This window comes from Streptomyces sp. PU-14G (assembly GCF_041028275.1).
GTDB lineage: Bacteria > Actinomycetota > Actinomycetes > Streptomycetales > Streptomycetaceae > Streptomyces.
Genome location: NZ_JASKYT010000171.1, coordinates 1 through 14132 on the forward strand (window position 1 = coordinate 1; position 14132 = coordinate 14132).

Annotated in this window: 10 protein-coding genes; 3 read left to right on the forward strand and 7 right to left on the reverse strand. The window is 73.8% G+C overall.

Features of this window, described 5'->3' with window-relative positions:
- Positions 1-125 precede the first annotated feature (125 nt).
- Positions 126-1298: an ROK family protein gene (locus AB8Z75_RS20060; RefSeq protein WP_369203905.1), complete on the reverse strand. Its 1173-nt coding sequence runs from the start codon at positions 1296-1298 to the stop codon at positions 126-128.
- A 152-nt stretch (positions 1299-1450) separates the two neighbouring features.
- Here AB8Z75_RS20060 and AB8Z75_RS20065 point away from each other — a divergent pair, with 152 nt between their 5' ends.
- On the forward strand, positions 1451-1861 hold the full coding sequence (locus AB8Z75_RS20065) for a hypothetical protein (protein ID WP_369203907.1): 411 nt from the start codon (positions 1451-1453) through the stop codon (positions 1859-1861).
- 29 nt (positions 1862-1890) lie between these two features.
- Here AB8Z75_RS20065 and AB8Z75_RS20070 read toward each other — a convergent pair whose 3' ends face one another.
- From AB8Z75_RS20070 to AB8Z75_RS20080, 3 genes are read right to left on the reverse strand one after another with little or no spacing between them, the layout of a single operon-like run.
- Complete coding sequence (locus AB8Z75_RS20070; RefSeq protein WP_369203909.1) at positions 1891-3087, reverse strand: cytochrome P450; 1197 nt, start codon at positions 3085-3087, stop codon at positions 1891-1893.
- Complete coding sequence (locus AB8Z75_RS20075; RefSeq protein WP_369203911.1) at positions 3084-6398, reverse strand: ferritin-like domain-containing protein; 3315 nt, start codon at positions 6396-6398, stop codon at positions 3084-3086. Before AB8Z75_RS20075 ends, AB8Z75_RS20070 begins: the two co-directional genes overlap by 4 nt.
- On the reverse strand, positions 6398-7858 hold the full coding sequence (locus tag AB8Z75_RS20080; protein ID WP_369203913.1) for a flavin monoamine oxidase family protein: 1461 nt from the start codon (positions 7856-7858) through the stop codon (positions 6398-6400). The genes AB8Z75_RS20075 and AB8Z75_RS20080 overlap by 1 nt, the downstream gene beginning before the upstream one ends.
- 687 nt (positions 7859-8545) lie before the next feature.
- On the opposite strand from AB8Z75_RS20080, the gene AB8Z75_RS20085 reads away from it, so the two are divergent.
- Complete coding sequence (locus AB8Z75_RS20085; protein ID WP_369203915.1) at positions 8546-9430, forward strand: NAD(P)-dependent oxidoreductase; 885 nt, start codon at positions 8546-8548, stop codon at positions 9428-9430.
- Complete coding sequence (locus AB8Z75_RS20090) at positions 9427-11073, forward strand: FAD-dependent monooxygenase (protein ID WP_369203917.1); 1647 nt, start codon at positions 9427-9429, stop codon at positions 11071-11073. Before AB8Z75_RS20085 ends, AB8Z75_RS20090 begins: the two co-directional genes overlap by 4 nt.
- Positions 11074-11201: 128 nt before the next feature.
- Here the strand turns inward: AB8Z75_RS20090 and mug are convergent, their stop codons facing one another.
- The 3 genes from mug to AB8Z75_RS20105 form a co-directional block, all read right to left on the reverse strand.
- A complete protein-coding gene (mug, locus tag AB8Z75_RS20095) occupies positions 11202-11705 on the reverse strand; it encodes a G/U mismatch-specific DNA glycosylase (protein WP_369203918.1) in 504 nt (167 codons plus the stop codon).
- A 47-nt stretch (positions 11706-11752) separates the two neighbouring features.
- Positions 11753-13192, reverse strand: a complete 1440-nt coding sequence (gene purB / locus AB8Z75_RS20100) for an adenylosuccinate lyase (protein ID WP_369203920.1) — start codon at positions 13190-13192, stop codon at positions 11753-11755.
- 159 nt (positions 13193-13351) lie between these two features.
- On the reverse strand, positions 13352-14098 hold the full coding sequence (locus AB8Z75_RS20105; RefSeq protein WP_369203922.1) for an SGNH/GDSL hydrolase family protein: 747 nt from the start codon (positions 14096-14098) through the stop codon (positions 13352-13354).
- Positions 14099-14132: the final 34 nt, after the last annotated feature.

The following is a 14132-nucleotide window of genomic DNA, read 5'->3' on the forward strand; positions in this document are numbered from 1 at the left end:
CACCGCGACGGGGGGCCGCCGCGGCGGCCCCCCGTCGCGGTGTGGGGGGGGGGGGGGGGGGGGGGGGGGGGCCTCCCGCCGGCCCGGCCCCCCGTCGCGGTGTCGGCAGGTGAGCGCCTGGCCGGCTAGTGTGCCGCCTCGGACTCCTCCAGCGTGAACAGCTCGTTCTCCGCGCGGTCCAGGGCGACCCGCAGCGCCCCCGTCGCCACGGCCGTCTCTCCCAGATGCGAGAGGGCCACCCGCGGCGGTCGCAGGCAGTAGCGCGCCAACTCGGCGCGCAGCGGGTCCAGTACGCCGTCCAGGCCCGAGGCCCAGCCGCCGACCACCAGCAGCTCGGGATCGAGCGCCAGCACCAGGGCCGCCACGTCGTGGACCAGGCGGGCGAGGAAGCGGTCCATGGCGCGCCGCGCCTGGTCGTCACCGCCCTTGGCCTGCGCGAACACCCGCGCGACCGCCGCCTCGTCGAGCGGATGCAGCGGCTCGTCCGTGGTGGACAGCAGCCGTTCCGGCGTCGCCTCCCTGCCCAGCAGGTGCAGCGCCCCGATCTCCCCGGCCGCACCGCGGAAGCCCCGGTGCAGTCGCCCGCCGATCAGCGACCCCGCGCCGGGGCTCAGCCCGGCGAGCACCATCACCACGTCGTCCACGCCTCGTGCGGCGCCCTTCCAGTGCTCGGCCAACACCGCGGCGTTCGCGTCGTTCTCCACCAGCACGGGGCAGCTGAACGACCGCCGCAGCCGCTCACCGAGCGCGAGGCCCGTCCAGCCGGGGAGCGCCGTGCCCAGGTGCACCGTCCCGTCGGCCTCCACGATGCCCGGCGTGCCGACCCCGACCGCGCGCAGCGTGTCCCGCGCGGTGCCGGTGCGGCGCAGCAGCTCGGCGAGGGTGGCCCGGCACTTCTCCAGCCGCACGTCCGCCGGCGCCGTCTCGGCGACCTCCCGGGTCAGCGATCCCAGGATGCGCCCCGTCAGGTCGGAGAGGACAGCGGCCACCCGGTGCGGGCCGATCTCCAGCCCCAGCAGATGGCCCGCCTCGGCCCGGAACCGGAACCGCCGCGCGGGACGGCCGCGCCGGGCCGTGCCGCGCGGCTGGTCCGGGTCGTCCTCGGCCTCGGCCACCAGGCCCGCCACGATGAGGTCCTCCACCACGCCCTCGACCGTGGGGCGTGACAGCCCGCTCGCGTGCACCAGCTCGGTGAGGGTCAGCGCCGTCGGTGTCGCCGGACCGCGCAGCGCCCGCAGGACGACCGTGGAATTGATCCGCCGCAGCAGGGACGGGTCCCGTCCGCTCAGACTGCTCACGCTCCGCCTCCCTGCCTGTGCGCGTGGGGCGGATCGTAACCGCTCCCGGCGATCACGGCGAGTGGTGCGGGTACCCGGCACGCGGAGACCCGGTGCCGGTGAGCGGAACGGCCGCCCAACCGGCTGTCAGTACCGGGAGGTTGACTGGTCGTATGCACCTCGCGCGCCATCTCGCAGCTGTGGACCGTCTGCACTCCGCCCCCTGCGCCCGCTGGATCACCTTGCGTACGGCCGACGTCGGCCCCGACGCTGACCCGGCGGATCTCAGGGAGGCCGAGCAGGAGATCCACGCCGAGCACGAAGCCCTGGTCGCGCTGTTGTCCGCGCGGTGGGCAGCGGAGCGAACCGTGGACCTCGGCCCTCACCTGCTGGCCGCGGCCGGCGGCGCCGACGTGCCGGAGCCGGAACGCGGCCTGTGCTGGCGCGTGGCCGAGCTGGCTGTCTGGACGGTGCGCGGGCGCTGGTGCGGCGTGGGCGTGGCCCGTCGGAGCCCCGAGGCGCCGCACCAACTGCTCGCGGCCGTCGCGGAGTACGGCAGGCCGCTCCCTTACGAGCCCGGGTGACGGCCGCCGCCGGGCGCTTCGCGCAGAAGTCAGCGGGGGCGGACGAGCAGGCGTTCAGGGCCGTGGAAGACGAGGTCGTCCGCGTAGCGGACAGGGGTGTCGGCCAGCACGAGGTGGGGCAGGGTACGGAGCAGCTCCGCGAAGGCGATCTCCGCCTCGGCACGGGCCAGCAGCGCCCCGAGGCAGTAGTGGACGCCCAGGCCGAAGCCGGTGTGGCGGCGGGCGTCGCGGAAGAGGTCCAGCCGGTCGGGGTCGTCGAAGCGTTCGGGATCGCGGTTGGCCGAGCCGAGTACGAGGACGACGCGGCTCCCCCGGGGGATGGTACGGCCGCCCAGCCGGGCGCCGACCTGGGCGTGTCGGGTGACCATCTGCACCGGAGCGTCGTAGCGGACCAGTTCCGTGACGGCGGCGGGCATCAGCTCGGGGCGGGCCCGCAGTGTGGCGAGCTGGTCCGGGTGGGCGAGCAGGGCGAGCAGGCCTTTGCACAGCAGGTTGGTGGTCGTCTCGTGCCCCGCTGTCAGCAGGTGCACGCACGTGCCGACGAGGACGTCGTCGTCGAGGCCCGAGGAGGCCGCGCGCGCCACCATCGTGCCGATGAGGTCCGTGCCGGGGCGCGGTCGGCGCCTGCGCTCGGCGAGTTCGGCGCGGAAGTAGGCGTCCAGGTCACGGGCTGCGGTCTCCGCCACCGACCAGGCGTCGGCGCGGTGGGCGGCGCGGGCCCTGGTGGCCTGCTGGAGGCCGAGGGCGCGCTCCCGGAACCAGCCCCGGTCCTGGGCTGGTACGCCGAGCAGTTCGCCGATGACCAGCAGCGGCAGCGGCGCGGCCAGTTCCGCCACCAGGTCGGCCTGCGCCCGTGCGGCGAGTTCGGCCACCAGCGTGTGTGCCAATTGTGCGATGCGGGGCCGCAGCGCGGCAGTCGCGGCGGGCGTGAAGGCGTCGGCGACCAGGGCACGTACCCGGGTGTGGCGTGGCGGGTCCATGAAGACCATCCAGTGTGCCGTGCTGCGGGCCAGGTGGGGCCGGTCGGCCGGGACGCGCGCCGGGCGCGGGCCGCGCGGGTAGCGGCGGTCGGTCAGCACCCGGGTCACGTCGCGGTGGCGGAAGAGGTACCAGGAACCGTCCTGCGCCCGGTGGACCGGGTCGTTCTCGCGGTACTGCCGGTAGCGGGGATAGGGGTCTCCGAGGGGCACGGTGCGCACGTCGAACCCCGGGAGGGAGGGTGTCATGTCGCCTCCTCCCGGAAGAGATCAGCGTAGAAGTGCATCATGCCGATGACCTGCTCGGGGACTGCCGGACAGGCGCGTGCGGCGGCGGCCAGGTGCGCGAACCGCAGGCCGAGGGCGCGGCGCGCCACGTCCGGGCGCGGCTGGGCGGCGGGCAGGGCGTCGAGTTCGAAGGTGGGTCCTGCCGTCCGGCCCCGGCGCCCGGAGTCCATGGTGACCAGCAGCTCGGCGAGCGGGCGCATCATGCCCGTCATCACGTCGATGGAGGCGTTCATCAGCTGCGACCTGCGCAGGCTGGCGTCGGGCCGTTCACCGAAGTGCTGTGCCATGAGCTGGAGTGCCAGGTGGTACGAGCGGTTGAACAGCTGGGCCACCGTGCGTGCGGTGGGGTCCGTCACCTGGGTGCGGTTGCCCTCCCCGGGGTGCAGCGAAGGGTTGCGCAACACCGGGTAGGCGGGGTTCCAGGGGACCCGCCGTCCGTGCGGGCCCGGCACCCGCTCCTCGGTCAGCAGTTCGCCGATGCGCGTGAAGGTGTGGAAGTGGGAGACCTCCCTCGCCGTCGCCGTCGCCGTGCCGGGTTCCGCCTGCCCGCCCGGCGGACCGGGGGCGGGGACGGCCGCCCCGCCCTCGCCCTGCTCCGTGATCACGTCGATCGCGAACAGCGCGCTGGGCAGGTCGTCCACCTCCAACTGGTAGTCGGGGTTGCGGGCGTCGATCGTCTCGCGGAGGAAGAGGTGGTGTTCGCCGCCGCCACGTCCCCGCTCGACGAGGAACAGGTCGGGAACCCGGCTCAGCCCTTCCCGGATACCCGCGTACAGCTCGCTGATGGTGCTCCAGGTGAAGCGGCGGCGCTCAGGCGTGCCGGCGAGCGCCGCAGCCCCGTGCAGCACGGGCACCGAGGCGGCCGGCTGCTCCAGCGCGATGTAGCGCTGCACGCTGCCGATGCTCAGGGGTTCGAGGGCGAGGTCGAGCGGAACGGGCAGCTCGGCGTTGAGGGTGGCGAAGTCGATCATCGGTAGGTGGAAGGGCTCGCCCATCGCCATGATGATGTTGTTGACGAGCAGGAAGTGGATCATCTCCTCGCGGGCGACGCCGAGCAGGCTGCCGCGCACCCCGTCGTCCAGCGTCGTCCCGCCCTGGCCGCAGACGAGTTCGAGCTGCCGTGGCGTCCAGGTACCGCGCCGTACGTGGGTCAGCCCCGCCCCGTAGGTGGGCAGCGAGTAGGCGGCGTACAGGTACTGGAGCATCACGGCCAGCTCCAGTGCCGCGGCCTGTTTCAGGGTGTGCCACAGCTCGCCCCGGGTGGTGATCGCCGACTCGGCCGCCGCGCGGGCGGGAAGGGCCACAGGCGGCCGGCTGCGCACCTGGAGATTGCGCAGATAGGCCGGCAGCAGCCGGGCCTTGGGCTCGGAGAGGTCGCGGCTGGGCGGCATGTAGTACGTCTTCGACGCGTTGGCCGGATCGCACATCTGCGCGATGAGGGCGGCGTACGTCTCGACCTTGCAGCGGTCGGCGAGGCTGAAGACCTCCGCACGCATGAAGGACGACGTGTGCTCGTAGTACGCGAACACCTCCCGGTGCACCAGAGCGAAGTCGACCTCCGCGCGCGGCACCTCGTCCAGATGCCAGTCGTCCGGGAGCACGCGCACGGCCAGGGCCCCCGCGCCGGCCCAGAAACCCAGCGCGTCCTCGTCGTCGTACGCGCTCCAGGCCGAACCCGGGGCGCGGGGATCGATGGGAGGATCCTCGTGCGGTTCGGCGGTGAGCAGCACCCGGCAGGTGCCGGCTTGCTCCCCGCGCAGGGTCACCGTGCCGTTCCCCCGCTCGTCGGTGCGGACCGTGCACTGGGACGCGTAAGCGGCGTCGTCGTGGCGCAGACCGAGCGGCTCGGCGTCACCGACGCGGGCCGCGGGGCCGCCGGCGACCGGGTCGCCCGGCAGCGCCCGCGGGTTGTGGTACTGCCGCACCCGCACGGCGTCCACCGGCGCGGGCCTGCCCCGGACGAAGCTGCGCACCGGCACCCGCACGGCGTGGTCGCCGCTGGGGGACCGGTGGTGCAGCACCACCAGGGCCTGGTCCGACTCGACGGTGGTCTCCCGCTCCGTGAGCAACGTACGGCGCTCGCCGCCGGCCGCCGCTCCGACCAGCCGCAGGCCCTCCTCATCCGCCACCGGCCAGCCGGGCTCGGCGGGTACGGTGACGAGGCCCGAGGTCGCCTCGGCACCTTCCAGGTACGCCGCCTCGGCGACGCGGGCGACCAGCCGGTCCGTGGCCGCGGTGCGCAGTTCGAGGTCTCCCGCGCCGAGGGGCGGGCCGAGCCGGTGCAGGGGACCGTCGTCGCACCGCTGCTGCCGGGAGGCGAACCGCACGGCGGAGACCATGTTCAAACCCACCTCTTCTCGCGCCACCCGGACCGTCATGTGGCGCAGCGGAGAGCCGGGCACGGGGACCAGCAGCCGCCCTGCCGGGCAGGTGCGCAACTCCTCGCCATACCAGGGGGCGACGGTTCCCCGCACGCGCCACTTGCCCGGCGTGTTCGGGGAGCGCGGTGTGGCTCTGTTGTCCAGCGCGAGCTGGACGACGAGACCGTCGGCGCCGTGGGTGACGGCGTCCCGCAGCGCCTCGGCGGCCGGTGAACCCGTGGCGCCGGGCAACCAGTCGAGTTCCGCCGCCTCCACCGCGAACTGGTGGACGGCGCTGTACCGCAGGTCGGGGGCGAGAAGGTGGTCGCCGACATCCTCGATGTGGTCCAGGTGCACCCAGCGCGGCGGATGCACGCCGCTCACCCCGCCCGTGAACGCGTAGGCGCCGTCGTGTGAGCGGCCACGCCGTCCGAGACCGAACCGTCCGACCATCAGCGCGGTCGTCCACCGGGAGGCGGGGTCGAGGTCGAAGATCCGGGCACGGTTGACGGTGGTGCGCAGGTACGGGTTGTAGTGCCCCCACACGTCGACGCTGCTGCCGACCAACGGGTCCCCCACCGTGCGGCTGCCGCCGCCCGCGCGCGGCCCGCGCCCGGTCTCCACCGCGAGCACCCGCGCGTCCAGCGAGAAGTGCCCGTTGCCTTCGAAGTCCCACCCCTTGGCGGCGCTGAAGGCGCCCTGCGGGCCGGGGCGCCCCTCCTCGTCGAAGCGGGGGCCGCGCTCGTCCAGGAAGGCGTGGTACTCGGCGGCGGGCCTCTCGGCGGGGAACGGGCCGTCGTCCGTCAGCACCCGGTGGGCCGCCAGGTCCACCAGTCCGTTGCGCGGCCCGGTGGGCAGCCGGGCCGTCGCGACGCCCGCGAAGTGCAGCCGGGGGAGGTCGAACACGCTCATCACGCGACTCCTTCGGTGTCGTCGTTGTCCGCCGATGGCACGCCGCGCCGCCGGACGACGGGGGAGTGCGCCACGCCGGACACCGCCCGCAGCGCCGATTCGATCGCGCCCTCGATCCAGGCGGGAGCCGTCGAACAGTGCTCGCCCGCGAAGAACAGCCGGTGCACGGGCCGGGCGGCCCGGACCCGTTCCGCCTCGACCTCCCGCGCGCTCATGCCCCAGCGCGTGGTGCAACCGGCGTTGAGGGAGGAGTCGGCGCCCCACGCCACGCTGACCGCGGCTCGGACCATGCCGGCCCGCCGCAACTGCGGGTGGAGCGCACTCAGCTCGTCGAGCACCAGCCGGTGGCGTCGGTCTGGCGGCAGGCGGCCGAGCCAGGCCGCCTCCGGGCCGATGGTGTAGCTCGCCACCAGCGCGGCGCCGTCACCGGTGACGTCCTCCGCCGGCGGGTAGTAGGTCTGCCGGATGCGTCCGCCGGTGAACGAGGCGCCTCCCCTGATGCCCCCCTCGTGCAGCCAGAACGGTTCTCGGCAGTGGAAGGCGACCTTGGTGGCCGGGCAGTAGACCACCTCGTCGAGCACCGCCAGCTTGTCCTTGTCGAGCCCACCGAGCCGCATCCCGCGCAGCGCAGGGAAAGGGAGGGTGCACACGGCGAGTTCCGCCTTGTGCGTGCGGGTCCTGTGCCCCACGCGCACCCGGACCCGCACCTCGTCGCGCCCCAGGGTGAGCGCCACCGCCCGGTGCCCGCACCGCACGGGAGCGCGCAGACGGCGTGCCAGCGCCCGGGGCAGCCGGTCCATTCCACCGCGCAGGCGCAGCAGGTCCGGGCTGGTCTCGGTGAGTACGTCGTCCAGGAAGCTGTTGAGCGGGCCGCTGCACGCCGCGCGCAGGCGGGGATGCGCGGCGAACACCCCGTGCAGGTCGAGCCGGTCGCCGTCGGGGCCGCGCACAAACGGCTCCAGGTCGGTACGCGCCACCATGTCCACAAGACGCCGCCCCATGTCCCCTCTCAGCTCGTCTCGCAGGTCGGCGGGGGCGATGGCGTCGACCACGGCCGTCAGCCAGGCGCCGAAGAGCACCGCTCGCCGGTCCTCGGCGCGACGCGGGCGGGGGAGGCCCAGCCTGGCCCGGAAGTCCGCGCACAGGTGCGGGGCGGCGTCCTGCACGCGGACGAACCCGCCGGTCGTCCGCAGTCTCGCGCGTTCCTCGGACAACAGCGTGGCGAACGGGCGCAGTTCTCCTTCCAGACCGAGCAGCCGCACGTACGCCAGCGTGTTCCTGTGGTGGGCGGGTACACGCATGGCGCCGAGCTCCACAGCCGGCGCCCCGGGCCCGGCGCCGAAGCGGTGGGTGCGTATCCGCCCGCCGATGTCCGAAGCGCCTTCGAGTACTTCCACCCGGAATCCGAGGCGTTCCAACTCATAGGCCACCACGAGGCCGGCGATTCCGGCTCCCAGCACGAGAACGCGCGGACCTTCGCCGGCCGCGGCGGCTCCTTTCGCCGGCCGCCTCACGTTCCTCGGCCTGTGGACGCGCTCACTGGGTGACGCGCTTGATACGCACATTGTTCGTCGCTCCCGAATCCGCTCCCGAAGCGGGGCGGCTGCGTTTCGTGCGGAGTGCTCCGACTTTCCGTACTATCCCCGAGCGGTCGGGGTGAGCGAGCGCAAACCAAGCCTTCGGATGAAACCGTTGGATCCGGCGCAGTCGGCACCTCTCCGCCCGACGACGGAGCCGCGCCGGCGCCCGGCCGCAGACGAAGAGCGGTGCGCGGCGCTCGGCGCGCGTAGGGCACATGAAAACACCGGTGAACAGGCTTTCTCCGACGTGTTTTCGAAGAGTGGCCGCAGGGTGCTCGCAACGCGTTCTCGGGAATGAACCGAAGAACGCGACAGAAACGCGCCCGGCACCGAAGTGCGCGACCGCGCACGGAAACCACCGCTCGCGGGGGCCACCGCGCACGAAAACCACCGCCCACGGAAACCACCGCCCACGGAAACCACCGCACGCAGAACGGCCCGCACAAAAGCCGCCGCGCACGAAAACGCGACCGCCCCCGAGGGTTTCCACACGCGCGAACGTGGGCGCGTGCGACGGGCCGGCCGCATGCGTCACCACCCGGGACGCCGGAGTGGGGGAGGAGATTCATGAGCGCCACAGTCACGGTCCTCGGCCTGGGGCCGATGGGCGCGACGCTCGCGCACACGTTCCTGGACGAGGGACACCGCACGACCGTGTGGAACCGTACGCCCGGCCGTGCCGAGGCACTGATCGCCAAGGGGGCCACCGAGGCCGGCACAGCAGCCGAGGCGGTCGCCGCGAGCCCGTTGACCGTGCTCTGCCTCGCCGGACACGCCGCGGTCCGCGCGGTCCTGGACCAGGCGGCCGGAGCAGCAGGAGGCCGCACCCTGGTCAACCTCACCTCCGGATCGCCCGGGGACGCCCAGGAAGCGGCAGCCTGGGCCGACCGGCACGCAAGCGCCTACCTGGACGGCGTGCTGATGACCACGACCTCCGGTCTCGGCAGGCCTGACGCCCTCCAGCTCTACGCCGGAGCACAGGCCACCTTCGACGCGGCCCGCCACACGCTCGCCGCCCTCGGCACACCCGTCCACCTGGGCACAGACCCGGCGCTCCCGTCCGTCTACGACACCGCACTGCTGAGCATGCTGTGGGGCACCCTCACCGGGTGGCTCCACGGAGCGGCGCTCATCGGTGCCGACGGGCCCGGGGGCAACGTCGCGGCCACCGCGTTCACCGACGTGGCCGGGCGGTGGCTGCCGACCGTCCAGGAGTTCCTGCGCGCCTACGCCGGGCAGGTGGACAGCGGCAGCTACCCCGGCGGGGACTTCACACTCCGGCTCCACCAGCGGACTCTGGGCATCCTCAAGCACGCCGACGAACTACGCGGCGTCACCTCGGGGCTGCCCGAGATGGTCGGGCGACTCACCGACCGCGCCGTCGCTGAGGGACATGGTGAGGACAGCTTCGCCCGCCTGATCGAGTTCCTCCGCGAACGAGGGGCGGCATGAACACCTCCGGTGGGGGCGCGTCGCCTCGCCGAGAGGAGAAGGGCGACCGCGTGCCGCGCCGCCAGGGCAGCACCGGCGAACGGCATGCCCTCTGGGACGCGGTCGTGATCGGTGCCGGGCCGACCGGGCTCGCGCTGGCGATCGCGCTGCGCCAGTACGCCCTCGACGTCTTGGTCGTCGACAAGGCGTCCGACACCAAACGCGAGGCGCGGGCCAGTGTCGTGTGGCAACGCGGACTCGAAGCGCTGCGCGACCTCGGCTGCGCGGACGCCTTCGTGCACCGCGGACTGCCCCTGGAGAGCGGCGAGTTCCACGTGAGCGGCGCCCCGGTGGGGATGCAGGAGTTGCGCATGCCGCACACGGCGTACCCCTGCCCCGTGTCCATCGAGCAGGACGACATCGAACGGCTGCTCCGCGCCCGCCTGCGGGAACTCGGGCCCGATGTGCGCTGGTCCAGCGAAGCCGTGGCCCTGCGCCCGGGACGAGACAGCGTGGGCATCGACCTGCGCGGCCCCGGCGGAAACACCCGTACGGTGGAGGCCCGTTGGGTGATCGGCTGCGAGGGCTCGCACAGCCTCGTACGCCGTAGCCTGGGGATCCCCTTCGACGGCAGGCAGCGGACAGGGCTGCAGTGCCTCCAGCTCAACGCCCGGCCCGACTGGAGCCACCCGCGGATTCCGCACCGCACAAGGATCTTCGTCAACCACCGCATCACGTTGATCACCGATCCGGTACCCGGCGGGGCCACGCGCTTCTACGCCTTCCGTCCCGACACGGAGCCCGGCCTTGAGGACCCGCCCGACGTGCCGGAAATGACGAGGCTGGTCGCCGCCGCCACCGGAGAGGACACCGTGCGTCTGGAGCCCACCGAACCCGGGTGGGCCAACCGCGCCCGGTTCCACGACCGCATCGTTCCCACGCTCCGCGGTGGCCGCGCGCTGCTCGCCGGGGACAGCGCGCACCTGTGGGCGCCCATCGGCGGGCGCGGCCTCAACACCGGACTGCTCGGCGCCCACAACCTGGGCTGGAAACTCGCCGCCGTCCACCACGGCTGGTGTCCGGACGCCCTCCTCGACACCTACACCGGGGAGCAGCGCCGCACCGCGCTGGACGTCATGCGCGCCATGCGGCGCAACGTGCTCGAACTTCCCCCCGGCCGCGCCACGCTCACCGCGATCCGCCTGCTCCTGCCGGTCGCGCTCCGCAACCGGCGAGCGGCGCGCCGCGGAGCGCTGCTGCTGAGCGACTTCGGCCGCCACTACCGCGACAGCCGCCTGTCCGGTCGCCGGACCACCCGCACCGGCCTCCGGCCCGGCGACCGGCTCCCCGACTACCCGATCGCCGGCGACCAGGGCGGCAGCCTCCACGCGCTGCTGTCCTACCAGCACTGGTCGTTGCTGCACGTCGGCGGTGGTGAGCACCGCACGATCCGCACCGAGCGGCTGCGGGAGCTGACGCGCCCGTACGCACTGCCGCTGCGGCACCACAGCATCGACCTCCGCACGGGGCGCGACGCACCGCTTCGCGAGGGGACGGTGCTCCTCGTCCGCCCCGACGGGCACCTCGCCCTGCGCGTACCGGCGCTCGACCACCGGTCGGCTGCGGCCTACCTGGACCATTGGAGCACCCGTCGGCCCGCCTGATCCCCGGTCGCGGCGCCGGGCAGCCGCCGAGACCCGTCCGCCGGACCCTCCTCGCCGTTCGCCGGTGCGCCGTTCCCCGGTGCGCTGCGCTGCCCGCCGGTTCGCCGGGGCTTCGGCTCGCCGGGGCGTCAGTCTTCGGGTGAGGCCACCAGGCGCAGTCTGCCGAACTCGGCGGCCAGTGCGGGCGGGGTGTAGTGCGCGTTCAGGCCGCTGGGGTTGGGCAGCACCCACACCGGCACCCCGCCGATCCGCCGCTCCTGCGGACCCATCGCCGCCTTGCGCTCGTCGAAGGCGGCCCGGTAGGCGGTCACGCCGAGGACGGCCAGCCAGTGGGGCCGCAGCCGGGCGACCTTCTCCTCCAGCAGCCGCCCGCCCTCGGTGAACTCCTCGCGGGAGAGCTCGTCGGCGCGCGCCGTGGCCCGGCCCACCACGTTGGTGATGCCCAGGCCGTACGAGAGGAGTTCGTGCTCCTCCTCGGGGTGCAGCCGGCGCGGAGTGAAACCGGAGGCGTGCAGCGCGGGCCAGAACCGGTTGCCAGGACGGGCGAAGTGGTGGCCCGTCGCCGCCGAGAGCAGTCCCGGGTTGATGCCGCAGAACAGCACCCGCAGCCCTTCGGCCGCCACGTCGGGCACCAGCCTGCCGCGGGCGGCCTCCAGCTCCTCCTGGGTGAAGCGCGGGCTCAGAGGATCGCCCCCGGCCGGTAGGCGGCGGCCTCCGGGTGCAGCGCGGCGACCTCCTGGACGCGGGCGACGACCTCCGCCGTCTGCGCCGCCGCCGCGCCGGTGAAGGAGAGCCGGTCGGCCATCAGCGCGTCCAGCGCGGCGCGGTCCAGCGGGATGCGGGCGTCGGCCGCCAGCCGCTCCAGCAGTTCGTTGTGCTCGGCGCCCTCGCGCATCGCCAGCGCGGAGGCCACCGCGTGCTCCTTGATGGCCTCGTGCGCGACCTCGCGGCCCACCCCGGCGCGCACGGCGCCCATCAGCACCTTGGTCGTCGCCAAGAATGGCAGGTAGCGGTCCAGCTCCCGGGCCACCACGGCGGGGAAGGCGCCGAACTCCTCCAGCACCGTCAGGAACGTCTCCACCATGCCGTCGAAGGCGAAGAACGCGTCCGGCAGCGCCACGCGCCGCACCACCGAGCAGGAGACGTCGCCCTCGTTCCACTGGTCGCCCGCCAGCTCGGCCGCCATGGAGGAGTAGCCGCGCAGGATCACCATCAGGCCGTTCACGCGTTCGCACGAGCGGGTGTTCATCTTGTGCGGCATCGCCGACGAGCCGACCTGGCCCTCCTTGAAGCCCTCGGTCACCAGCTCCTGGCCCGCCATCAGTCGGATCGTCTTGGCCAGCGACGAGGGCGCGCCGCCCAGCTGCACCAGGGTGCCGACCACCTCGTGGTCCAGCGAACGCGGATACACCTGGCCGACGGAGGTCAGGACCCGCCCGAAGCCGAGGTGCTCGGCGGTCCTGCGCTCCAGGTCGGCCAGTCTCGCGGCGCCCTCGTCTCCGCCGCCCATCAGGTCCAGCATGTCCTGCGCGGTACCGACCGGGCCCTTGATGCCGCGCAGCGGGTAGCGGCGCAGCAGCTCCTCCAGCCGCTCGAAGGCGACCAGCAGCTCGTCGGCGCCCGTCGCGAACCGCTTGCCCAGCGTCGTGGCCTGCGCGGCGACGTTGTGCGAGCGGCCCGCCATCACGAGCGCCGCGTGCTCACCGGCGAGCGCGCCCAGCCGGCTCAGCGCCGCCACCGTGCGGTCCCGCACCAGCTGGAGGGAGAGGCGGATCTGGAGCTGCTCGACGTTCTCCGTCAGGTCGCGGGAGGTCATGCCCTTGTGTACGTGCTCGTGCCCGGCCAGCGCGTTGAACTCCTCGATGCGGGCCTTCACGTCGTGCCGGGTGACCTTCTCGCGCTCCGCGATCGAGGCCAGGTCCACGGTCTCCAGCACCCGCTCGTAGTCGGCGAGCGCCTCCTCGGGCACGGCGACACCCAGGTCCCGCTGGGCCTTCAGCACGGCGAGCCACAGCCGCCGCTCCAGCACGATCTTCGACTCGGGGGACCAGATGCGGACCAGCTCGGGGGAGGCGTAGCGGGACGCCAGGACGTTCGGGATGCGCGGCTTGTCACTCACGCCGCCCGAGTCTACGGGCCGCTGCGCGGTGCCCTGCCGCTGACCTGCTGGGAGCCGGGCCCGGCTGGGGGCTGGGCTGCCCCTGTCTGTGCCTCGCAGTCTGCCGGTGCGTTGTGGCTGGTCGCGCAGTTCCCCGCGCCCCTTCGGGCGCCTGTCCGCTCAGAGGAGGTCGAGATCGGGGCGCTTGGGGGCGCGCCCGTCGCCGGAGGAGCGGCCGGTCATCCTGCGGCCTATCCAGGGCAGCAGATGGACGCGGGCGAAGCGCAGGTCCGCCAGGCGGCGGGTGGGCCACGACGGTGGCCGGGAGGGCGGCAGCGGTGCGTCCCAGTCCGCCTCGGCCGGCAGCCCGAGCCGCTGCCAGACGGCCTCGGCGACGCGGCGGTGCCCCTCCGCGGTCAGGTGCAGCCGGTCGTCGGCCCACAGCCGGGGGTCGGACAGCGTCCGGGACCCGAACAGGTCGACGACCACGGCGCCGTGCCGCTCGGCCAGCTCGTCGATGAAGGAGAAGAGGGCCTCCATACGGCCCCGGTACCTCTCCAGCACCGGACCGCTGCGGCCGGGGCTGCGCATCAGGACGAGAGTGGAGCAGGACGGGGCCAGTTTGCCGACGGCCTCCTCCAGCAGCGCGCACACCCGCGCGGTGTCGCAGCGGGGCCGCAGCACGTCGTTGAGTCCGCCCACCAGCGTCACCAGATCGGCGCCCATGGCCACGGCGGGGTTGACCTGCTCCTCGGTGATCTGGCCGATGAGCTTGCCGCGTACGGCCAGGTTGGCGTAGCGGAAGTCGGGCTCCAGGGCGGCCAGCCTGGCCGCCAGCAGGTCGGCCCAGCCGCGGTAGGCGCCGCCGGGCAGCAGGTCCGACATGCCCTCGGTGAACGAGTCGCCCAGAGCCACGAACGAGCGGATGCGGGGGGCGGGTTGCGAGGACGCCGCGGGGGAG